At 32.6% G+C, this 22,632-nt stretch carries 19 protein-coding genes, 2 tRNA genes and 1 rRNA gene; 16 read left to right on the forward strand and 6 right to left on the reverse strand.

All coding sequences use genetic code 11. From position 1 onward, the window contains the following. The first annotated feature begins 42 nt into the window (after nucleotides 1-42). The 5 genes from rrf (at nucleotide 43) to AC5ZCW_RS00025 (ending at nucleotide 1,404) form a co-directional block, all read left to right on the forward strand. Nucleotides 43-152 (forward strand): 5S ribosomal RNA (gene rrf / locus AC5ZCW_RS00005). Nucleotides 153-224: 72 nt separating this feature from the next. Next, nucleotides 225-297 (forward strand) — tRNA-Phe (locus AC5ZCW_RS00010). Nucleotides 298-303: 6 nt separating this feature from the next. Further along, nucleotides 304-389 (forward strand) — tRNA-Leu (locus AC5ZCW_RS00015). Between the two features lie 106 nt (nucleotides 390-495). Then, nucleotides 496-948, forward strand: coding sequence for a DUF1569 domain-containing protein (locus AC5ZCW_RS00020; protein ID WP_496117039.1), 453 nt, complete (start codon nucleotides 496-498; stop codon nucleotides 946-948). Nucleotides 949-960: 12 nt separating this feature from the next. Beyond that, complete coding sequence (locus AC5ZCW_RS00025) at nucleotides 961-1,404, forward strand: nuclear transport factor 2 family protein (protein ID WP_496117041.1); 444 nt, start codon at nucleotides 961-963, stop codon at nucleotides 1,402-1,404. Nucleotide 1,405: 1 nt separating this feature from the next. Here the strand turns inward: AC5ZCW_RS00025 and AC5ZCW_RS00030 are convergent, their stop codons facing one another. Together AC5ZCW_RS00030 and AC5ZCW_RS00035 are read right to left on the reverse strand one after the other, a co-directional pair. Beyond that, on the reverse strand, nucleotides 1,406-2,050 hold the full coding sequence (locus AC5ZCW_RS00030; RefSeq protein ID WP_496117043.1) for an endonuclease III domain-containing protein: 645 nt from the start codon (nucleotides 2,048-2,050) through the stop codon (nucleotides 1,406-1,408). A gap of 49 nt (nucleotides 2,051-2,099) precedes the next feature. Continuing rightward, on the reverse strand, nucleotides 2,100-2,966 hold the full coding sequence (locus tag AC5ZCW_RS00035; protein ID WP_496117045.1) for an alpha/beta hydrolase: 867 nt from the start codon (nucleotides 2,964-2,966) through the stop codon (nucleotides 2,100-2,102). 115 nt (nucleotides 2,967-3,081) lie between these two features. Here AC5ZCW_RS00035 and AC5ZCW_RS00040 point away from each other — a divergent pair, with 115 nt between their 5' ends. From AC5ZCW_RS00040 to AC5ZCW_RS00065, 6 genes are all read left to right on the forward strand, one after another. Continuing rightward, entirely contained in the window at nucleotides 3,082-4,509 is a 1,428-nt protein-coding gene (locus tag AC5ZCW_RS00040; protein ID WP_496117047.1) for a glycogen synthase, read from the forward strand. Next, nucleotides 4,499-5,779: a glucose-1-phosphate adenylyltransferase gene (locus AC5ZCW_RS00045; RefSeq protein WP_343544001.1), complete on the forward strand. Its 1,281-nt coding sequence runs from the start codon at nucleotides 4,499-4,501 to the stop codon at nucleotides 5,777-5,779. The genes AC5ZCW_RS00040 and AC5ZCW_RS00045 overlap by 11 nt, the downstream gene beginning before the upstream one ends. Before the next feature lie 92 nt (nucleotides 5,780-5,871). Further along, the gene (gene glgB / locus AC5ZCW_RS00050) at nucleotides 5,872-7,776 is read left to right on the forward strand and encodes a 1,4-alpha-glucan branching protein GlgB (RefSeq protein ID WP_496117049.1); all 1,905 of its coding nucleotides are present in this window, start codon (nucleotides 5,872-5,874) and stop codon (nucleotides 7,774-7,776) included. A gap of 202 nt (nucleotides 7,777-7,978) precedes the next feature. Further along, nucleotides 7,979-10,378 carry a glycoside hydrolase family 31 protein gene (locus AC5ZCW_RS00055; RefSeq protein ID WP_496117051.1) on the forward strand — a complete coding sequence of 800 codons (2,400 nt, stop codon included), beginning with the start codon at nucleotides 7,979-7,981 and terminating at the stop codon, nucleotides 10,376-10,378. Between the two features lie 84 nt (nucleotides 10,379-10,462). Then, nucleotides 10,463-11,272 (forward strand): M48 family metallopeptidase, encoded by an 810-nt coding sequence (locus AC5ZCW_RS00060; RefSeq protein ID WP_496117053.1) that lies wholly within the window; start codon nucleotides 10,463-10,465, stop codon nucleotides 11,270-11,272. 150 nt (nucleotides 11,273-11,422) lie between these two features. Beyond that, entirely contained in the window at nucleotides 11,423-12,727 is a 1,305-nt protein-coding gene (locus AC5ZCW_RS00065; protein ID WP_496117055.1) for an MFS transporter, read from the forward strand. A gap of 92 nt (nucleotides 12,728-12,819) precedes the next feature. Here the strand turns inward: AC5ZCW_RS00065 and AC5ZCW_RS00070 are convergent, their stop codons facing one another. Genes AC5ZCW_RS00070 through AC5ZCW_RS00085 form a run of 4 tightly spaced genes read right to left on the reverse strand, consistent with a single transcriptional unit; the run spans nucleotide 12,820 to nucleotide 15,704 of the window. After that, nucleotides 12,820-13,539, reverse strand: a complete 720-nt coding sequence (locus AC5ZCW_RS00070) for a head GIN domain-containing protein (RefSeq protein ID WP_496117057.1) — start codon at nucleotides 13,537-13,539, stop codon at nucleotides 12,820-12,822. A gap of 20 nt (nucleotides 13,540-13,559) precedes the next feature. Continuing rightward, nucleotides 13,560-14,618: a hypothetical protein gene (locus AC5ZCW_RS00075; RefSeq protein ID WP_496117059.1), complete on the reverse strand. Its 1,059-nt coding sequence runs from the start codon at nucleotides 14,616-14,618 to the stop codon at nucleotides 13,560-13,562. Then, nucleotides 14,602-15,135, reverse strand: coding sequence for an anti-sigma factor (locus tag AC5ZCW_RS00080; protein WP_496117061.1), 534 nt, complete (start codon nucleotides 15,133-15,135; stop codon nucleotides 14,602-14,604). Before AC5ZCW_RS00080 ends, AC5ZCW_RS00075 begins: the two co-directional genes overlap by 17 nt. Before the next feature lie 14 nt (nucleotides 15,136-15,149). Then, a complete protein-coding gene (locus AC5ZCW_RS00085) occupies nucleotides 15,150-15,704 on the reverse strand; it encodes an RNA polymerase sigma factor (protein WP_281632712.1) in 555 nt (184 codons plus the stop codon). Nucleotides 15,705-15,979: 275 nt separating this feature from the next. Here AC5ZCW_RS00085 and lon point away from each other — a divergent pair, with 275 nt between their 5' ends. The 5 genes from lon to AC5ZCW_RS00110 all read left to right on the forward strand — a co-directional run bounded on the left by lon (nucleotide 15,980) and on the right by AC5ZCW_RS00110 (nucleotide 22,491). After that, nucleotides 15,980-18,433, forward strand: coding sequence for an endopeptidase La (gene lon / locus AC5ZCW_RS00090; protein ID WP_496117063.1), 2,454 nt, complete (start codon nucleotides 15,980-15,982; stop codon nucleotides 18,431-18,433). Between the two features lie 143 nt (nucleotides 18,434-18,576). Then, entirely contained in the window at nucleotides 18,577-19,596 is a 1,020-nt protein-coding gene (gene porQ, locus AC5ZCW_RS00095; protein ID WP_496117065.1) for a type IX secretion system protein PorQ, read from the forward strand. Between the two features lie 106 nt (nucleotides 19,597-19,702). Next, entirely contained in the window at nucleotides 19,703-20,308 is a 606-nt protein-coding gene (locus tag AC5ZCW_RS00100; RefSeq protein ID WP_496117067.1) for a murein L,D-transpeptidase catalytic domain-containing protein, read from the forward strand. A 43-nt stretch (nucleotides 20,309-20,351) separates the two neighbouring features. Next, nucleotides 20,352-21,044: a (d)CMP kinase gene (gene cmk / locus AC5ZCW_RS00105; protein WP_496117069.1), complete on the forward strand. Its 693-nt coding sequence runs from the start codon at nucleotides 20,352-20,354 to the stop codon at nucleotides 21,042-21,044. A 70-nt stretch (nucleotides 21,045-21,114) separates the two neighbouring features. Next, nucleotides 21,115-22,491 (forward strand): nucleoside permease, encoded by a 1,377-nt coding sequence (locus tag AC5ZCW_RS00110; protein WP_496117071.1) that lies wholly within the window; start codon nucleotides 21,115-21,117, stop codon nucleotides 22,489-22,491. The last annotated feature ends 141 nt before the right edge of the window (nucleotides 22,492-22,632 follow it).

The raw sequence follows: 22,632 nt of genomic DNA on the forward strand, positions 1-22,632 counted from the left end.
TAATTAATAATTAAAAGATTGCCCAAAGCAATTGTAACTTCTTAAGGTGGTTATTGCGGCGGGGCTCACCTCTTCCCATCCCGAACAGAGAAGTTAAGCCCGCCTGCGCAGATGGTACTGCATTATTGTGGGAGAGTATGTCGTCGCCTTTCTTTTGAAAAACCCTGTTTACATTAACGGGGTTTTTTATTCTAACATTTGCTTATAGAAATATAAGTAAATAAGGTACCTTAGCTCAGATGGTAGAGCAATGGACTGAAAATCCATGTGTCCCTGGTTCGATCCCTGGAGGTACCACATATTGCTCGGATGGTGAAATTGGTAGACACGCTGGACTTAAAATCCAGTGAACAGCAATGTTCGTGCGGGTTCAAGTCCCGCTCTGAGTACTAAAACTTCAATTAGCTTTTGCTAATTGAAGTTTTTTTTTGGATTAAATTGAGATCAGACTCTAAATTTTATATTTTTACTTTATTATTATAATATTTATAAACTATGCAAAATGTTTTTCTTAAAGAAGATTGTGATCAATTTATAAATAGATTGAATCAGCTTAAATCTGATTCTAGGCCACTTTGGGGTAAAATGTCTGTTGATCAGATGTTGGCTCATTGTAATGTTACATATGAAATGGTTTATGATAATATTCACCCAAAGCCGAATGTTTTAATGAAGCTTCTTCTAAAACTATTGGCTAAAAGCAAAGTAGTAAGCGAATCGCCTTATCCAAGAAACCTTAGTACGGCTCCACAATTTATTATTAAAGGAGATCGTGATTTTGAACGGGAAAAAAGCAGATTAATTTCATATATTCTAAAAACTGAAGAATTAGGGGAAAAAGAGTTTGAAGGAAAAGAATCCCTTTCATTTGGTAAATTATCATCTAAAGAGTGGAATAATATGTTTGCAAAACATTTGGAACATCATTTTTCTCAATTTGATGTTTAATATTTTAGAACTATGAGAACTATGAAAATTTACGCTATTTTCTTACTTTTTCTTTTCGGATTGTCTTGTAATGCTCAAAAACAAGAAGTTCAAAAATGTATTGAGGCTTTTTTTGAAGGATTTCACCAGAGAGATTCAGTAAAGATAAAATTAGTTTGTGCAGATAAAATGATATTACAGTCGATTAGCGAAAATGCTGTTAACGGAAATAAACTTACTAATGAAAGCGCAAAAGAATTTTACAAATCAATTGTAACAATTCCAGAAAAATTAAAGTTCCAGGAAAAAATATTGAGTTATTCTATCCAAATTGATGGAGCTATGGCGCATGTTTGGACTCCATATGAATTTTATGTAAATGATAAACTTAGTCACACTGGAGTGAATGCTTTTACATTGTTTAAAGAAAAAGATTCTTGGAAGATTATTTATTTAATTGATACTAGAAGAAAATAATTTAGACTACTTCTGTTTGGTAATAGAGACAGATATCTGCTAAAAGACATTCAATACATTTTGGTTTTGGTCGGCAAGTTTCTCTTCCTAGAAAAGAAATTGCCATTCCTATTTCTGACCATATATTTTTTGGTAAAACCTGCATTAAATCTTTTTCCACTTTATTTCCGTCTTTGCTTTCTTTTATTATTCCAATTCTTGGGGCAACGCGTATAACGTGCAAATCTGCAATAATTCCTTCAGCTGGTTTATTTGTTTCTCTTAGTATAACATTAGCAGATTTTCTTCCTACACCTTTCAACGCTGTTAATCCAGACATCGTTAACGGAATATTTGCGTCTTCTTTAATAGTTTTTGCAATATCTAGAAGCCATTGTGCTTTTGTGGTATAATTTCGAACTTTAGTAATGTGAGATGTGAAAGTTTCTATATCGGTTTGTGATATACTTTTTAATGTTGGATATTTCTCAAATAAATTTGGTGCTATTTTATTTATATTAGCATCAGAATCTTGTGCAGAGAGAATAACCATAACAAGCAATTGATAGGTGTTTTTGTATTCTAACGGATGCTTCTTGCCTTTATATTTTTCTAAAATTGGATTCAATTTAGCTTCCCAATCTTCATCTTCACTAAATAAATTCATCTCGCTTTAAATTTAAAATATTGATAATTAGTCTTTTATAGGAATAAAATTAAGCATTTTTAATAAAATCTAAGATCTTTTTAATGACATTCTGATTTCCTAAAATTTTTCTATGCCCAAGTTCCTCAGTTAAAAATAAAGAACCGTTTTCAAGATTTTCATGGATATGTATTCCTGCTTTGACAGGAACTTCAGGATCATCTTTATCGTGCATAACTAAAACAGGAATTTTGACTTTTTGCGCAGCTTTATAAGCTGAAAAATCGTCCATTTTAACTTTATAAATATCTTCGAAATAATTTCTTAGATGATAGCTAATTTCTTTTTTTAACCCAAGCTTAAAAGTAAATTCATCCAAAATATCCTGAACAATATCACCACTTCCAATAACAATTGCTTTTTTAACTTGAAGTCCATCTTTAATTGAATTCAAAACCGACATTCCTCCCAAAGAATGTCCTATAGCAATTTCAAAGGGACCAAATTGTTTTTCGATTTCTAGAATAGATGCTATAAATTCAGACATTATAGTTGTTGAACCTTCTGATTTTCCATGTGCAGGAGCATCAAAACTAACAGTTGAATAGCCATATTTTAAAAGTTCATCAGCAATTTTAAAAAGCTGAGTTCCTCTTCCTGACCAGCCATGGACTAGTAATATCTTAGGTTGACCTTCTCCGTACAAATAAGTCACTACACTCTTACCGATGGCAGGAACATAAATTAACTTTTGCTCGCTTTTGGTATCCATTTCCAATTCACGTTTTGGAACTTTATGCTTTATAGGCGTTGTGAAGATTTTTGCTGCAAATTTTGTAACCAATTTTGTGGATATAAATGCGCAAATTTTCGCAGAAACTATGATAATCGTGGGAATTTTTAATGATTTAGTAGGATTGTTTGCCTTTTTTGCCATTTCAATAAAACTTATTTAAAAGAGGGATTTTGCTTGTTTTTTTGCTAAATTTAAAAAACATAAAAGTAGTATATAAATGATTGCTTCTTATTATAATCGTAAATTAATTTCTTAAATGGAAATATTTCATATTAGTGCAGAATGCTACCCTGTGGCAAAGGTAGGTGGTTTGGGTGATGTTGTAGGTGCGTTACCAAAATATCAGCAATCTGCTGGACATGATGTTAGGGTTGTAATTCCTTGTTACAATACTAAGTTTAAGCACGAGAATAATTTTGAATGTGTTCATTGGGGCACAGTTAAATTAGGAAACTTTAATTTTCCTTTTAGCGTTCTAAAGGAAACAACAAATAAATTAGGCTATGAATTGTATCTAATAGAAATTAATGAATTATTTGATCGACCAAATGTTTATGGTTATGAAGATGATATAGAAAGATTTTTGTCTTTTCAAATTGCTACATTAGATTGGATTATAGCTCGTAACAAAGTTCCGGATATTATTAATTGTCATGACCATCATACAGGTGTTATTCCGTTTTTATTGCAATTCGCTTACAAGTATGAAGTTTTAAAAAATGTAAAGACGGTTATAACAATTCATAATGGACTTTATCAAGGATGGTTTGGTTTTGATAAACTCTATTATCTGCCTGAATTTGATTTGAAACATATAGGATTTTTAGAATGGAGTAATTCTATAAATTCTCTTGCGGTAGCGATAAAATGTGCGGATGCAGTGACTACAGTTTCTCCAAGCTACTTAAATGAAATAAATATTTCTGCAAATGGATTAGAACCGCTGTTTAATTCTGTTCGAAATAAATCAAGAGGAATTTTAAATGGAATTGATATTGAAGTTTGGAATCCGTTGAAGGATCAAATGATAGCAGAAAATTATTCGATTGAAGATTTTGAACTAGGTAAGCGAAAAAATAAAGAAAAGCTGTGTGAAGAGTTTGATTTAGATTCTTCGAAACCATTATTTAGTTTTATTGGGCGATTGTTTGAAGAAAAAGGAGGCGATCTTCTTCCGCATGCTTCGGCTTTGGCTTTATCGGAACATTTCGAAGAAATTAATATTTTGATTTTAGGTTCAGGAAATTCTGAAATAGAAGCGCAATTGACTCAGCTTCGAAATGATTACAAAGGAAATTACAATGTATTTATTGGTTATAATGAAGAATTAGCACATCTGATTTACGCAGGTTCAGATTATATTTTAATGCCTTCAAGAGTTGAACCTTGTGGTTTGAATCAGATGTACGCGATGCGTTATGGAACAATTCCGATAGTGAGAAGAACAGGTGGATTGCGAGATACGGTTATTGATTTTGGAGACGAAGGAAACGGAGTTTGTCATGATCAAGCTTCTGTGGCTGATATATGCTATTCAATAAACCGTGCGGTTAGGTTGTATGAGGATAAAATAAATTTCAATAAAGTTTTAAAAAGAGGAATGACAGCAGATCATTCCTGGGAAAGTGTTTGCCAAGAATATATCGAAATATACAACTTAATAATTCAGCAAAATGAAATTTAAAAAGAAAAATGTAGTTGCCATTATTTTAGGAGGTGGACAAGGTTCACGTTTATTTCCATTAACAGAAACTAGATCAAAACCGGCGGTTCCGATTGGAGGAAAATATCGTTTAGTTGATATTCCAATTTCGAATTGTATCAATTCTGATATTTTTAAAATATTTGTTTTGACACAATTTAATTCTGCGTCTTTGAATGCTCATATCAAAAACACTTTCAATTTTAGCATTTTTAGCCAGTCTTTTGTTGATATTTTGGCAGCTGAACAAACCCCAGACAATCCAACTTGGTTTCAGGGAACAGCTGATGCCGTAAGACAATGTATGTCACATTTTTTGAAGCACGATTTTGATCACGCTTTAATTCTGTCAGGAGATCAATTATATCAAATGGATTTTAACGAAATGCTAGAAGCGCACATTGCAGCCGATGCAGAAATTTCTATAGCAACTTTACCTGTAAATGCTAAAGATGCTCCAGAATTTGGAATCCTTAAAACGGATCACGAAAATAATATTCATGCTTTTATAGAAAAACCGAATGCTTCATTGTTGCCAGAATGGGAATCTGAGGTAAGCGAACAAATGCAGGAAAAGGGAAAAAAATACCTGGCTTCAATGGGAATTTATATTTTCAATAAATCATTATTGGAAGAATTAATGGCAGATCAGGAAACTAAAGATTTCGGTAAAGAAATTATTCCACAATCTGTTGGAAAACATAAAATCTTAAGTTATCAATATGAAGGATATTGGACAGATATCGGAAATATTGAATCTTTTTTTGAGGCAAATATTGGTTTAACTGCAGATATTCCAGAATTTAACTTGTTTGATAACGAAAATAAAATTTTCACTCGACCAAGATTACTCCCACCTTCTAAATTTAGAAATTCGATTATCAATCAATCCTTAATTTCTGAAGGCTGTATTATTAATGCCAAAGAAATTAAAAGTTCTGTAATTGGAATTCGTTCTAGAATTGGTGAAGGTACCGTCTTAGAAAATTGCTACGTTATGGGGAACGATTTTTATCAGGATCTTGACGAGTTAAATCATGAAAGCAGTATTAATAAAATTCATGTTGGAATAGGTGAAAACTGCTTTATTAAAAATGCTTTAGTTGACAAAAATGTTCGTATTGGAAATAATGTACACATTAGTGGCGGTAAACATTTAGACAATTTTACGAATGAATTATACAGTATAAAAGATGGAATTGTTGTTGTCAAAAAAGGAGTAACATTATCTGATAATTTTAGAATTGAATAAATGTTATAAGTTTTAAAAAATCAAATTCCAAATACCAAATCCCATCTCGAGGCTTCGGGAGTATTTTTAAATAATTGCCTTAAAAACCAAACATGACAAAAGTAATCGCACATTCTCTATTTACCGACTTTGATATTGATTTATTTAAGGCTGGAAAACACTTTAAATTATATGAAAAATTAGGAGCTCATTTAATTGAAGTAAACGGAGTTAAAGGTGTTTATTTTGCAGTTTGGGCTCCAACGGCTCAATCTGTTTCTGTTGTTGGAGATTTTAATTATTGGACAGAAGGAGAACATCTCTTAAATGTCCGTTGGGATTCTTCTGGAATTTGGGAAGGTTTTATTCCTGATATTTCCAAAGGCGCATTGTATAAATATAAAATTCAGTCAAATATAAATGGTGTAACTACTGAAAAAGCAGATCCATTTGCGCTTTATTGTGAAAAACCGCCTCATACTGCTTCTGTAATTTGGGATCTGGATTATACATGGAAAGACCAAAATTGGATGCAAAATCGTCAGGATTATAATGCATTGGATAAACCATATTCGGTTTACGAAGTGCATTTAGGATCTTGGAAAAGAGCAGATCATAATCGCTTTTTGACTTATCTGGAACTTGCCGAAGATTTAGTTAAGTATGTAAAAGAGACAGGTTTTACACATGTTGAATTTATGCCTATTATGGAATATCCTTATGATCCTTCTTGGGGTTATCAATTAACAGGATATTTTGCGCCGACTTCACGCTTTGGTAAACCGCAAGATTTTATGGTTTTGGTGGATAAATTACATCAGGAGGGAATTGGAGTTATCCTTGATTGGGTGCCGTCACATTTTCCTGATGATGGACATGGCTTAGGTTATTTTGATGGATCGCATTTGTACGAACATCCAGATCGCAGAAAAGGGTATCATCCAGATTGGAAGAGTTTGGTTTTTAATTATGGAAGAAATGAAGTTCGTGCTTTTCTAATAAGCAATGCTGTTTTTTGGCTTCAAAATTATCATATCGATGGACTCAGAGTTGATGCTGTAGCTTCTATGCTTTATTTGGATTATTCTCGAAAAGAGGGCGAGTGGGAAGCTAATATTTTTGGCGGAAGAGAAAATTTGGATTCTATTAGCTTTCTTAAAGAGTTTAATGAAGTAATCTATTCTAATTTTAATGGAATTCAGACTATTGCGGAAGAAAGTACTTCTTTTCCGATGGTTTCAAGACCAACTTCTGTTGGCGGTTTAGGTTTTGGAATGAAATGGATGATGGGATGGATGCATGACACTTTAAAATACTTTCAAAAAGAAACGGTTTATAGAAAATACCATCAAAATGAATTGACTTTTTCGATGACATACGCGTTTACTGAAAATTTCATGCTTCCGTTTTCACATGACGAAGTGGTTTATGGCAAAAAATCTCTTATTTATAAAATGCCTGGTGACGAATGGCAACGTTTTGCAAACTTGAGATTATTGTATGGATATATGTTTACGCACTCCGGAACAAAATTACTGTTTATGGGAGCCGAATTTGGGCAGACTAGTGAATGGAACTTTGAACAAAGTTTGGACTGGCATTTGTTGCAATATGATTTCCATTCTGGAATAAAAAGGTTGATTACAGATTTGAATCAATTGTATAAATCGCAACCCGCATTGTACGAAAAACAATTTAGAGGAGATGGTTTTGAATGGATTAATTATTCCGATCATCAAAATGCTATTTTATCCTATATCCGAAAAGGGAATAATCCGGATGAGAATCTAATTGTTGTCTGTAATTTTACTGAAGTGCTAAGAGAAAACTATAGAATTGGTATTCCTAAAAAAGGCAAGTTGCAAGAAATCTTTAACAGTGATGCCACTATATATGGTGGAAGTGGTGTTGGAAATTCTAAATCATTGAAAGCTGAATCTATTTCTTATGATGGAAGAGATTTTTCTGCAGAATTAATATTACCGCCTTTAAGTGTCACAGTATATTCTTTAATTTAATAAATTCTAGAGTCATTTTTCTCTAATGAGATTTTGTCATTTTATCGTTTCAAAATTATCATATTGTTGATTTTTTGTTTTGTAATTTGAAAGGCAATCAGAAAAAACGTTTTCGTTAATAAACCTTTTATTCATAGGGTGTTACCAACTTTTTTTGTATGTTTGATAGTAAAGAAAAGTTATAAATTAATTCATTGGAGATATGATTACAAACACATCATTAGAATACAAAGGCGATTTATATCCATCAAAAATTGTCTCTTATGAACATGAAGGAGATTCAATTTTCTTTAATACGGATAACAAAGTAATTTTAAAAGTCACAATTCTTCGTGATAGTTTAATCCGATTTCGTTTTACGACAAAAGGTTATTTTAGTAACGATTTCTCGTATGCAATTGATAAAACACAGCTTCATGGCTATAATTTTTTGGAACTTACTGAAGAAGAAACATATTTCCAGATTAGAACTAGTAAAGTAAAATGTAAAATCCAAAAATCAGATCTTCGTCTTTCTATTTATGATTTAAACGATTTTCTAATTCTAGAAGACGAACTTGGTTTTCATTGGGAAGAAAGCTATGAATATGGCGGAAATATCGTAAAAATGAGTAAATTCTCTAAAGACGGAGAATGTTATTATGGTCTTGGAGATAAAGCGACTCAAATGAATCTTAAAGGCAAAAGAGTAGAAAATTTTGCTACAGACCAATATGCTTACCAGAAAGATCAGGATCCGCTTTACAAAGTTGTTCCATTCTATATTGGTCTTCATAATAAACAATCCTATGGTGTTTTCTTTGATAACACTTTTAGAACTTTCTTCGACTTTTGTCAAGAAAGAAGAAACGTTACGAGTTTTTGGGCAGAAGGTGGAGAGATGAATTATTATTTCATTTACGGGCCTCAAATGCAGGATGTTGTAACCACTTATACAGATTTAACAGGAAAACCAGAATTACCGCCACTTTGGGTTTTAGGATATCACCAGTGTAAATGGAGCTATTATCCTGAAAGTAAAGTGAAAGAAATAACCTCAAAATTTAGAGAACTTCAAATTCCATGTGATGCTATTTATCTGGACATTGATTATATGGAAGGGTTTCGATGTTTTACTTGGAATAAAAACTATTTTCCTGACCCGAAAAAAATGGTCGCTGAATTGGCCGAGGACGGTTTCAAAACAGTCGTAATTATTGATCCGGGAATTAAAATTGATAAAGATTATTGGGTTTATAAAGAAGCTTTAGAAAAAGATTATTTCTGTAAAAGGGCAGATGGACCTTATATGAAAGGAAAAGTTTGGCCAGGAGAATGTAATTTTCCTGATTATACAAATCCCGTAGTTAGAGAATGGTGGGCAGGGTTATTTAAAGAATTAGTTGCTGATATAGGAGTAAAAGGTGTTTGGAATGATATGAATGAACCTGCCGTAATGGAGGTTCCAAATAAAACATTTCCAATGGATGTTCGTCACTTTTATGATGGAAATCCGTGCAGTCATAGAAAAGCGCATAATATTTACGGAACACAAATGGCAAGGGCAACTTATCATGGAGTAAAACGATTTGCTTATCCAAAACGTCCGTTTGTAATTACAAGATCAGCTTATTCGGGTGCACAGCGTTATACATCTTCTTGGACAGGAGATAACGTTGCAACGTGGGAACATTTGTGGCTTGCTAATATTCAGGTGCAGAGAATGTCAATTTCAGGAATGGGATTCACAGGTTCTGATATCGGTGGTTTCGCAGAACAGCCAACAGGTGAATTATATGCACGCTGGATTCAATTAGGTGTTTTTCATCCATTTTGTAGAACGCATTCTTCTGGAGATCACGGAAATCAAGAACCTTGGGCATTTGACGAAGAAGTCATTAACATTACAAGAAAATTTGTGAGCCTTCGTTATCAATTATTACCTTATTTATATACAATGTTTTGGCAATATATAGAAGAAGGAATTCCGATGCTGAAACCATTGGTTTACTTTGATCAGGATGATACGCAAACGCATTATCGCAATGATGAATTTATCTTTGGAAATCAGATTTTAGTCTGTCCGATACTTGAACCTAATGCTGTAGGTAGACGTATGTATATTCCTAGAGGAGAATGGTATAGCTATTGGACAAATGAGCTTTTTGTTGGCGGAAGAGAAATTTGGATTGATACTAAATTTGATGAAATTCCGGTTTTCGTAAAAGCGGGAGCAATTATTCCAAAATATCCAGTTCAACAGTATGTGGGTCAATTAGATTTTGATGAACTAACACTTGATGTTTACTATAAAAATGGCAAAGAGCAGTCGGCAGTTTATGAAGATGCTCAAGATGGCTACGATTATAAAAAAGGACGTTATAGCTATTTATCTTTAAGAAATATTGGAAAAGAAAAAGAACTGATTATCCAGCTTCATAAAGAAGGGAAATATGACACTCCTTACAGTAAGTACAAAATTAATCTTATCGGTTTGCCGTTTAAAGTTTCTGAAATAGAAATAGACAACGAAAAAGTAGAATTTGATAAAATTAGTTTCCAACAAAATAATTTCTTACTAATTGATAAAGAGTTTAATGAGCTGCATATTATTGGCGAGTAATCAAATTTTGATATTTTTTTGAATTATTCTGTAAAACATTATATCTTTTTTAATCGTATTTTTGTTATAAAAATAGCGTGAATTATGAAAAAATATGTGTTTTTAGGTTTTTTTGGAGCATTTATGATAGCTTGTGCAACCAATCCAATTACTGGTAAACAAAATTTGAATTTTGTTTCGAATAGCGAATTATTTCCATCTTCGTTTCAGCAATATAGCCAGTTCTTAACAGAGAACAAAGTTATTACAGGAACAGCAGATGCAAAACTGGTAGAAACTGTAGGGTTTAAGATAAAGGCAGCTGCCGAAAAATATTTGAATTATTTAGGTCAGACGCAATACTTGAAAGATTATCGCTGGGAGTATAAATTGGTTGATAATAAAGAGGTAAATGCTTGGTGCCTTCCTGGAGGAAAAATTGTTGTTTATTCAGGAATTCTTCCCGTTACTCAAAATGAATCAGGTTTGGCAACCGTAATGGGGCACGAAGTTTCGCATGCTTTGGCAAATCACGGAGCGCAAAGAATGTCTGCAGCACAATTACAACAAATTGGTGGAGCAGCTTTAGGAGCAGCAACAAGCGGAAAATCTGAAGCGACACAGCAAATATTTGCACAGGCGTACGGAATTGGTTCTGAAGTTGGAGTAATGCTTCCATTTAGCAGAAGCAACGAAAGTGAAGCTGATAAAATTGGTTTAACTTTAATGGCAATTGCTGGTTACAATCCAGATGATGCTGTTGCTTTCTGGAGCAGAATGGCTGCTAAATCTGGAGGATCAGGTACACCAGAATTCATGAGCACACACCCGTCTGATGCTACAAGGATTGCTAATATTAAAGCATTAATTCCGGAGGCAAAAGCTATTGCTCTAAAGGTTGGAACGATAAAATAATATATAAAAAATATATTGTAAAGCTATTCTTAGGAGTAGCTTTTTTTATTTTAATACACTTCATGATTTAATAATGTATCATTTGAATAAATTCTATTTGTTTATCGCAAAAAATGGATAAATTCGTAGCCTATTAACAAAACCATTTCTATGAAAAACCTACAAAAAGGAGATAAGAAGCTTTTAAACGCTTGGGCATTTTATGACTGGGCAAATTCAGTTTATACTTTGACAATTGCATCGGCCGTATTTCCAATTTTTTACGAAGCTTTATTCAGTGATCGCGACCATTACATTGATGTTTTCGGAATGCATCTTAAAAACTCTGCTTTAATTAGTTTTATTACTGCAGCTGCGTTTTTGGTAGTTTCGTTCATTTCACCATTATTGTCTGGAATTGCCGATTATGTTGGAAATAAAAAATCCTTTATGAAATTTTTCTGCTATATGGGAGCCTTGTCCTGTATGGGGTTGTATTGGTTTGATCTTGAAAATATTTATGTCGGATTAGCATTTTATTTTCTAGGATTGTTAGGATACTGGGGAAGTTTGGTTTTTTATAATTCATACTTGCCAGATATTGCTTTTGAGGAACAACAGGACAGAATTAGCGCAAAAGGATATTCTTTAGGATATATAGGGAGTGTTCTTTTGTTGGGTATCAATTTATGGATGATAATGGGAGCTGAAAATGATACTGCAAGAATGGACGCTATGCGTTATTCTTTTGTGATGGTAGGAGTTTGGTGGATTTTATTTAGCCAATATACTTATTATTATTTGCCAAAAGGAAGTAAAGAAACAGGACAGAAACTAACAAAAGCTGTTGTGTTTAATGGTTTTAAAGAATTAAAAAAGGTTTGGGCATTATTACAAGAAAATATTCCTTTAAAGCGTTATTTAGGAGGTTTCTTTGTTTCTAGTATGGCAGTTCAAACTGTAATGCTTGTAGCAACCTATTTTGGAGCACAGGAAATTCAATGGTCTTCAAAAGAAGAAAGTACAATAGGTTTAATAATTTGTATTTTATTAATTCAAATAGTAGCTGTTTTTGGTGCTCTGCTTACTTCAAGAGCTTCAGCGAAATGGGGTAATGTTCCCACTTTGATTTTTATTAATGGTATTTGGGCTGTATTTTGTGCTTTGGCTTATTTCATAACATTACCAACACATTTTTATGTGATGGCTACTGTGGCAGGATTTGTAATGGGAGGAATTCAGGCATTATCACGTTCTACGTATTCAAAACTATTACCAGAAACAGAAGACACGGCATCATTCTTTAGTTTTTATGATGTAGCTGAAAAAATCGGAATCGTAATAGGGATGTGCGTTTATGGAATTATAGACCAGATTACCGGAAGCCCACGTGCAGCGATTGTTATTTTGGCAATTTTCTTTATTACGTCTATTTTCCTTTTAAGAAGAGTGCATACAAAAGACGTTTCAAATTAATGAAACGCCTTTTGTAATAACAAATATCACGAATTGCAATTGATTGTTTGATTGATGATTATTTTTGTAATTCGTGATATTTTTTTAGAAAATTAACCTTTTGTAATAGTTCCAGATCCAGAAACTTTTACATCTCTTTTCTCAGGATTTCCTATATATTTTATATTTCCAGAACCAGCAACTCTTGCAGTTATACTTTCAGCACAAGTTACTTTGCTGTTTCCTGAACCAGAAACATTTGCTTCTACAACTTTAGATTTTAAGTTCGAAGCGTCAATGTCACCAGAACCAGAAAGTTTGGTTGTAAGTTTATCGGCAGTTCCTTTTAAATTAATATTTCCAGACCCGCTTACATGTAATTCTAAGTTATTTGTGTCAACTGGCAAATTGAAATTTCCTGAACCAGATAATTTTACTGCAAGGTTATCATTTTTAATTACGTCTTTTGACTGAATATCGCCTGAACCAGATAAACTTAATTCAGATATTTTATCAAATGGGACTGTAACTTGAATTTTACCATTACTTGTACGGATTTGAGTACCTTTTTCAACATAAACTTTTAGAGAGTTGTCTTCAACTTCAACCTTGATAACAGCTAATAAGTTTTCTTCTCCCTTTAGAGTGATTTTTCCTTCTTTTCCAGATACCAAGTCCACATCAAAAGATCCTGCTATTTTAATGCCGTCATAATCTCCAGTAGTTCTGGTTTCTGTAACTACTTTTCCGTTTCCTTGAAGTTTGTTTTGTGCATCGACAATACCATTAAAAGAAAGTACTGCAAATGCTAATAGTAAGAATGATTTTTTCATTGTTTTTGATTTTTAGATGATTAATTTTTTGTTAGCGAAATATTTCCGTAGTTGGATGTGATGTTGATTTTGTTTTGGCCTTTCTTCTTGTAGAAACCAGCAATTCTTTTGCTATTGCTTTTGATTTCAGTAACAGAAAGTTCTAAAGAATTATCATGTTTGATGTTTGTATATCTTCCTGATATATCAAAATCAAAAGCATAATTTGGCACATAACCGATTGTAATATCTGTATATCCAGAGTTTATTGCAATATTTCCGGCCTTTTCTGATACTGTTCCAATATTGATTTTACTGTAATTGGTATCGTAACTAAAGTTGCTTGAAACTTCTCCGATAATAAATGTAAGATAATTTCCTGAACCGCTTAAAGAATTGATTTTTTGAAATTTAAATGTGCCATAACTACAATCAGCTTTAATGTTTTGACCGTCATTTAGATTGATATCTGTATAGTTTGCATTAATATTTAGGTTTCCAGAATCATTAATTTTAAGATTTGAATATCTAGCATCAATATTTCCTGCTTTTATATAATCTATACTTGAATTTTGGCAATATTGAATGGAAATTTGATTGCTAGACCCGTTTAGTTTTCCTAAAGTAACTTTTCCGTATTTGCAATCTATATCAGTCGAAGATTCGGCACTTGGAATCGAAATATTACCATATTTATTAGCCAGTTTTATCGTTCCGTTTTTAGGAATTTTAACAACATAGTTAATCTCAAAACTATTATTGCTTCCTTTGCTTTTTAGGCTAGAACTTCCTAACGATGTTACAGCTGTAACCATGCTTTTAAGGGCTGTAATATTTACATCTATACTGTTCAAGCGTTCGTTTACCCAATTTTCATTTGGGCCATTAACTTTTATAGTAATGTCAAGATCAATTTTATCTTCGTCCCAAGTTGTTACAGTAATGCTTCCGTATTTGTTATCGATATCGATTCCTGCATTTGAATTTACGATATACGTTTTTTTAATGTTTTTTTGTTTAGTTATAAAAGTGTCATCATTTGAAAACCCGAGAAAAGGAATCAAAAGAAGCAAGATTAGTAAGTTATAGTGTTTTTTCATTAGAGGTGTTTTTTAGTTTTTCGTTGTCTTCAATTCTTTTTAGAACGGTTTGTAAAAAAGAAATACGCGTTTGGAGATTGCTAATCATGGCATAAATAATTTGTTTATTTTCTCCATTTTTTTGCAGTTCATTTATGATTTTCTGATAATCAGCGTCAAAAGTTTTCATCTGTTTCATTGCATCATCAATAATCTGCTGATTTTCTGGCGAGTTTTTCTCTTTCAGTTTAACCAGTTCGTTGTCAATTAGAATGTTGAAAATAGAATCGGTGCGTTTAGTTTCTTTAGAAGCAAATTTGAATTCTTTTGGTTTTTCATTTTTATAAAAAAGAGATACTCCAAGCATCAATACAATCGAGGCGGCAATAGCAGTCACAAACCAATATCTTTTCTTAGGTTCCTTTTTGTTTAGTTTTTTAAGAAAATCCATTTGATGGTCAGTATTTAATTCCTGAACATCCCATTGGTTTTCAAATCTGTTGAATAATTCGTCTAAATTGTCTTTTTCATTTTTCATAATTCCAATTCATTTTATATTTCTTCCAATTTTTTTCTCAAACTATCTTTGGCTCTACTTAAGGTTGTTCTGCAATTTGCGTATGTGATGTTTAAAATTTCGCAGATTTCTTCCTGATCATAACCTTCTATATAAAAAAGTGTCAGCACCATTCTGTAATTATCTTTCATCTGTAGAATGGTATCCAAAACCTGTTTTACTTTTAGAGAGTTTAAGTCAATATTTTCAGAAACAATTCCATCATTTTCTTCGATTTTATAAAGCTGTTTGCTTAAGTCTTCTACTTGAAAAGAGTTGTTTTTTTTGTAAAAATCGATGCTATAATTGATGATTATTTTTTTTAACCATGCTCCAAAAGCCACTTCTTGTTTATAGTCATTGATTTTTGTAAAAGCTTTTAAGAAACCTTCTTGCATGACGTCTTGTGCAAAATGTTCGTCTTTTACAATACGAAAAGCCACATTATACATCGCCTTACAATAGCGATTGTATATTTCAAATTGCGCTTTCTGATTATTGTTTTTACAAAGCGCAATCAGTTCTTCGATATTTTGGTTGTTTGTATTCAAGTAGTGGCTTTTGGTTTTTAGTAATGACTTTACTTTTTTTTATTTGTTACACTTTTATAAAATTAATTTTATTTTTTTTTAATTTCATTAGACAGAAAGTGAAAATATAATTTTTTAGAACTGACTTCTTTTGCTTTTGGCATAATGATTGTCTATTTTTATGCCCTATCTTGTAATTGAAAAACGAAACCTGTTTTCAGTAAAACCTTCAATAAGCAATACTCCTTTTACAGATAGCATAACAATTTTAATGACAAAACGACTTATATTTTATTATGTCAAACCATAAAATACTTACTATTGACAATCTGTCACTTCAAGAATTTGACTCAGAGGCAGAATTAATTCCATTATTGACGCCAGAAGACGAGGAGGAAATGAATAATGAGGAACTGCCTATTTCGCTTCCAATTTTACCTTTACGAAATACTGTATTGTTTCCAGGAGTTGTAATTCCGATTTCTGCAGGAAGAGACAAGTCGATTAAACTAATTAATGATGCTAACGCTGGAGGAAAAATTATTGGTGTAGTATCTCAAATTAATGAAGAAGATGAAGATCCGTCAAAAGATGATATTCACAAAGTAGGGACTGTAGCACGTATTTTACGTGTTTTAAAAATGCCTGATGGAAATGTAACAGTTATTCTTCAAGGAAAAAAGCGCTTCGAGATTGACGAAGTTGTTTTAGAAGATCCGTACATGACAGCAACAATTAAAGAAGTTGCAGAAGAACGCCCAGACGAAAATGATACTGAGTTTACAGCTATTTTAGATTCAGTAAAAGAATTGGCGATTCAAATTATCAAAGAAAGTCCAAACATTCCTTCGGAAGCTACATTTGCGATTAAAAACATTGAAAGCCAATCATTTTTAATCAATTTTGTGTCTTCTAACATGAATTTATCAGTAAAAGAAAAACAAGGTCTTTTATCGATAAACGGATTAAAAGAGCGCGCTTTAGAAACTTTACGTTATATGAATGTTGAACTTCAAAAATTAGAATTGAAGAATGACATTCAATCAAAAGTCCGTTTTGATTTAGACCAGCAGCAAAGAGAATATTTCCTTCATCAGCAAATGAAAACCATTCAAGAAGAATTAGGTGGTGTTTCTCAGGAAGAGGAAATGGACGAAATGGGGCAGAAGGCGAAAACTAAAAAATGGGACGAAAAAACGCAGAAACATTTTGAAAAAGAATTGTCTAAAATGCGTCGCATGAACCCACAATCGCCTGATTTTGGTATTCAGCGTAATTATTTGGAGCTGTTTTTAGAGTTGCCTTGGGGTGAATATTCTAAAGATAAGTTCGATTTAAAACACGCGCAAAAAGTTTTAGATAAAGATCATTTCGGACTTGATGAAGTAAAGAAAAGAATGATTGAGCATTTGGCAGTTTTAAAATTGCGAAATGACATGAAATCGCCAATTATATGTTTAACTGGGCCTCCAGGAGTTGGTAAAACTTCTATTGGTCGTTCTGTGGCGGAAGCTTTAGGACGCGAATATGTTCGTATTTCTTTAGGAGGTTTACGTGATGAAGCTGAAATCCGCGGACATAGAAAAACCTATATTGGAGCAATGCCTGGACGTATTATTCAGAGTTTGAAAAAGGCAGGAACTTCAAATCCTGTATTTATTTTAGATGAGATTGATAAACTGTCAAATGGTAATAGCGGCGATCCGTCCTCAGCTTTATTAGAAGTTTTAGATCCAGAACAGAACAGTTCTTTTTATGATAATTTCCTTGAAATGGGATATGATTTATCTAAAGTGATGTTTATTGCGACTTCAAATAATATGGCCGCAATTCAACCAGCTTTGCGTGACAGAATGGAAGTAATTAAAATGTCAGGCTACACTATTGAAGAAAAGGTTGAAATTGCAAAAAGACATTTATTTCCAAAACAATTAGAAGCTCACGGTTTAACAGCAAAAGATTTGACTATTGGCAAAAAGCAATTAGAAAAAATCATTGAAGGTTACACAAGAGAATCTGGTGTTCGTAATTTAGAGACTAAAATTGCTCAGGTAATTCGTAATGCAGCAAAATCTGTTGCAATGGAAGAGGAGTACAACAAAAAAGTTACAGATGAAGATATTGTAGCGATTTTAGGAGTACCAAGATTAGAGCGTGATAAATACGAAAATAATGATGTTGCTGGCGTTGTAACTGGTTTAGCTTGGACAAGTGTTGGAGGAGATATTTTATTTATCGAATCTTTAATTTCTGAAGGTAAAGGAGCTTTAACTATTACAGGAAACCTTGGAACTGTAATGAAAGAATCTGCTACAATTGCTTTAGAATATATTAAAGCAAATGCTAAGAAATTAGGTATTAGTACAGAATTGTTTCAGAAATATAATATCCATTTACATGTTCCAGAAGGGGCAACTCCAAAGGATGGGCCAAGTGCCGGTATTGCAATGCTTACTTCTTTAGTTTCGCTTTTATCTCAGAAAAAAGTAAAGAAAAGCTTGGCAATGACAGGAGAAATCACTCTACGCGGAAAAGTACTTCCGGTTGGTGGTATTAAAGAAAAAATCTTAGCAGCCAAAAGAGCCGGAATTAAAGAAATCATTCTTTGCCACGAAAACAAAAGTGATATTGATGAAATTAAAGCAGAGTACTTAGAAGGTCTTTCTTTTCATTATGTAAAAGAAATGAGTGAAGTTTTAGCAATAGCTTTGACAGATCAAAAAGTTAAAAATGCGAAAGATTTGAAATAAAAATTTTAAATCATACTATATAAAATCCAAATTCCAATTTTAATGATTGGGATTTGGATTTTTTTTATTTCACATTATTTTAAGAGTGATATAATTTTATATTTGCAGTTGCGTTATGCCCATATTACGTACGCCCAAAACAAATGCTCACAAAAGTTGTTTTATTCTTTACTGTCTTAATTTGTTCGTTTTCTTTCGGACAGGTCGGTGGGCGTTACACTTATCAATTTTTAAATCTTACTACGTCGCCAAGGCAAGCGGCATTAGGAGGAGATATAATTACGATATATGACGATGATATAAATCAGGCCATGTCAAACCCCGCGTTAATAAACGCAGATATGGATAATCATTTAGCACTAAATTACGGAAGTTATTATGGTGAGGCCTCTTATGGTACTGCGTCGTATGCTTATACTTATGATCGCCATGTTCAGACTTTTTATGCCGGCGTTACTTATGTGAATTACGGTACATTTGAAGGTTATGACGAAAATGGTCAGGCTACTTCTAATTTTACAGGAAGCGAAGGCGCATTATCACTTGGGTATGCCTACAATGTTCCTTATACCGATTTTTACATTGGCGCAAGTGCCAAATTGATTACTTCGTCACTAGAAAGCTATAATTCGATAGGTGGTGCTGTTGACTTGGGTTTCTTGTATGTAAATGAAATGAATGATCTGAATTTTGCTCTTGTGTTTAGAAATATGGGAACGCAGTTTACGACTTATTCAGGAATCAAAGAAAATCTTCCTTTTGAAATCGTAGCCGGTATTTCACAAGAATTAGAGCATGTGCCCATTCGCTGGCATCTTTCGCTAGAAAATTTACAGCAATGGAATATTTCTTTTTCTAATCCCAATCGTGGAGAAACTAATATAGATGGAACAACAAGTCCAGAAAAGGTTTCTTTTGTAAACAATGCTTTAAGACACGTTGCATTTGGAGTGGAGCTTTTTCCTAAAAAAGCATTCAATTTTCGTATCGGGTATAACTTTAGAAGGGGAGAAGAATTAAGGGTAGAAGAACAACGTAATTTTTCTGGAGTTTCGTTGGGATTTGGTTTAAGAATGAATAAACTAAAATTTAACTATTCGTATTCTAGATATACTCTCGCGGCAAATACAAGTCTTTTTGGTTTAACCTTAAATTTTCAATAATTGCATAAAACTATTCTTTTTGGTTTTATGTATTGTAATTAGTTTTTTTTACAGAATCAAAAACTTTTTTTAATTAAGAGGAAAATAACTATATAGTAATCATTCAATGAAAAAAGTAATTATCATATCCCTTCTTGTTTTTACGATTCTATTTGTTTATTTTATAGTTTCTGATAAAAATAAAGTTGATTTATCGTCTTCTGAGTATAAAAGAATTGAAGCTCATGTTGCTGATATTAAAGAGCTAATTCGTAAGAATCCAAAATGCAATGATAAAATTGTTTTCTTGATAGATATGAAGATTCCTTCAGGGAAGAATCGTTTTTTTGTTTATAATTTAAATACAAATAAAATTATAGACAAAGGTTTGGTTGCGCATGGATCTGGTTCTGAAACAGGGAAAGAAGGAAAACTTCTCTTTAGCAATGTTCCAAATTCATTAAGCACTTCATTAGGAAGGTATTCTATCGGAAATCATTATTATGGAAAGTTTGGAAAGGCTTATAGATTGTATGGGTTAGACGAGACAAATAATAATGCTTTCAAACGGGATATTGTTTTTCATTATTATTATGATGTTCCGTATGAAGAGAAAGATGGCTACATTTGCAATAGTTATGGCTGCCCTATGGTTAATAAAAAATACTTTGAAAGAATAGCAAGATTAATTGATGGTTCTAAATCAGATATTTTAATGAGTATTTATTATTAAAAACATAAAGGTTTTAAAAGAATAAAAATTTAAAAATAAGAAATTGAAAAAAATTACCATTGCAATCGACGGATTTTCATCTACAGGAAAAAGCACTTTAGCAAAACAATTAGCAAAAGAACTGGAATATGTGTATGTAGATACAGGGGCAATGTACCGTGCGGTTGCCTTTTTTGCTATGCAGCATAATCTTATAGGAGCCGATTTCTTTAAAAAAGAAGCTTTGGTTGAAGCCTTGTCTGATATTACATTAGAATTTAAGTTTAATGCTGATTTGGGCTTTGCAGAAATGTATTTGAATGGTGAAAATGTCGAAAAGCAAATTAGAACTATCGAAGTTTCTAATTTTGTTAGCACTGTAGCGGCAGTTTCAGAAGTTCGTGCCAAGTTGGTAGAACAGCAGCAGGCAATGGGAACTAATAAATCTATTGTTATGGATGGTCGTGATATTGGCACCGTGGTTTTTCCTAATGCTGAACTTAAAATCTTTATGACTGCCAGCGCAGAAACACGTGCACAAAGACGTTTTGATGAATTACAGCAAAAAGGTGATAACGTTTCTTATGAAGAAGTCTTAAAAAATGTTGTAGATAGAGATTATATAGATACTCACCGTGCAGATTCTCCTTTAATAATTGCTGATGATGCAATTGAAATTGATAATTCTTACTTAAATAAAGAGGAACAATTTGCCGCTGTTTTAGAATTGGTAAATGATGTTGTTAAAACAATATAATTTTTTGTAGATATTATTTTTAATGGTAGTTTTACCGCTTCATTTTTTACTTTAAAGACAATTTCACTATATGGGAATTAAAAACAGGTTAATCTTTATGAGCTTTCTTCAATTTTTTGTTTGGGGAGCTTGGCTGATAACAATTGGAAATTATTGGTTTGGAACCAAAAATTGGGAAGGAACACAATTTGGTTTAGTATTTGGAACCATGGGAATTGCTTCTTTATTTATGCCTACATTAACCGGAATTATTGCCGACAGATGGGTAAACGCTGAAAAATTGTATGGAATCCTTCATATTTTATATGCAGCTGTTTTATTTGGAATTGCACAAGTTACAACGCCAGATACTTTTATTATTGTAATGCTTTTGGCAATGTGCTGTTATATGCCAACAATCGCATTAAGTAACTCAATATCTTATACTTCACTTAAATTAAATAACAAGAACATTGTAAAAGATTTTCCGCCAATACGTGTTTGGGGAACAATCGGTTTTATTGTAGCGATGTGGATTACAAATTTGAGTGGAAGTAAAGCTACAGAATATCAATTTTATATTGCTGGAGTTGGAGCTTTAATCTTAGGCTTTTACGCTTTTACATTGCCAAAATGTGAGCCTCAGCGTTTGATTAAAGAAAATGCAACATGGATTGAAACTTTCGGACTAGAATCTTTCAAATTGTTTGCCAACTACAAAATGGCTTTGTTTTTTGTTTTTTCTATGTTTTTAGGAGGAGCGCTTCAATTGACAAATGCTTATGGAGATGTATTTTTAGATGAATTTAAACATTTTCCAAAATACGCGGATTCTTTTGTAATTAGATATTCGACTATTATTATGTCGATTTCGCAGGTTTCTGAGACTTTGTTTATTCTAGCGATTCCGTTTTTCTTAAGACGTTTCGGAATCAAACAAGTGATGCTTATTAGTATGTTGGCGTGGGTTTTACGTTTCGGATTGTTTGCTTTTGGAGATCCTGTAAATGGTTTATGGATGATTATCCTTTCTTGTATCGTTTACGGAATGGCATTTGATTTCTTTAATATTTCGGGTTCTTTATTCGTAGAAAGCAATACCGATTCTAAAATTCGTTCTTCTGCGCAAGGTTTATTTATGATGATGACCAATGGAGTAGGAGCGGTTTTAGGAAGTTTGACTTCTGGTTGGGCAATTGATCGTTTTTTTACAAAATCATTTGCTAATACAGCAGAATTAGCTGGATTTTTACAAACAGATGCTTCAAACGAAAAGATGGTAGAATTTGTAAAAAGTCAAGGAAATTCAATTTCTGCAGACGGAATTTTTGCAAATCCAGTTTTAATGAAAGACTGGCATACGATCTGGTTGTCGTTTGCGGCTTATGCATTGGTTATTGCAATAGCATTTGCCATTTTGTTTAAACACAAACATGATCCGAAAGAAATTGAAAATTTGAGTCATTAAGATTGAAAAATAATCTTTGATAATTTTTTCGAATTTTGACAAAGATAGTTACACATAGTAAACCCGACAGGTTTTTAAAGCCTGTCGGGTTTCGCTTTTCAAGGTTCTAATGAAAACGAGACTTCCTAATCTAGCCCCGAT

Source organism: Flavobacterium sp. PLA-DH12 (assembly GCF_059511845.1).